Source organism: Citrobacter sp. VF227 (assembly GCF_052950715.1).
In genome coordinates, this window is the sequence record NZ_JBRFVF010000180.1 from 1 (window position 1) to 581 (window position 581).

Consider the following 581-nt stretch of genomic DNA (forward strand, 5'->3'; position numbering starts at 1 on the left):
TGTCGATGCTCTCCGACACCGAAGCGAAGCCCGCGCCTCGTGCGCCGAGCTGGTGAATGATCTCAATCAGGTGCGGCAGCGAGCGCCCCAGGCGGTCGAGCTTCCAGACGACAAGGACGTCCCCGGCAGCGACCTTGGCAAGCGCGGCATCCAGCCCGGCGCGCTTCTTGGCAGCGCCCGACATTCCGCAATCCTCGAACACGGCTTCGCAGCCCGCGCGCAGCAGGGCATCGCGTTGAAGGTCAAGCGATTGGTCGTCTGTCGATACGCGGGCGTAGCCGATTTTCATGCCTCCATTATGCAATAGGGTTTTGCAAAATGTCGAGGCAGAAATCTGGCTCTGTTGCAAAAATCGTGAAGCTTGAGCATGCTTGGCGGAGATTGGACGGACGGAACGATGACGGATTTCAAGTGGCGCCATTTCCAGGGTGATGTGATCCTGTGGGCGGTGCGCTGGTATTGTCGCTATCCGATCAGCTATCGCGACCTTGAGGAAATGCTGGCGGAACGCGGCATTTTGGTCGACCATACGACGATCTATCGCGGGGTCCAGTGCTACGCCACGGCGGTGGAGAAGAGGC

1 protein-coding gene and 1 pseudogene are annotated in these 581 nt (G+C 60.1%); one reads left to right on the top strand and one right to left on the bottom strand.

Going from position 1 to position 581, the window contains the following annotated elements; all coding sequences use genetic code 11:
- Positions 1-289, bottom strand: a 289-nt coding sequence (locus ACU8YC_RS25770) for a recombinase family protein (RefSeq protein ID WP_446896076.1), incomplete at its 3' end; no start/stop codon positions are given.
- A gap of 108 nt (positions 290-397) precedes the next feature.
- Here ACU8YC_RS25770 and ACU8YC_RS25775 point away from each other — a divergent pair.
- A pseudogene (locus ACU8YC_RS25775) lies at positions 398-581 on the top strand (IS6 family transposase); the annotation flags it as partial.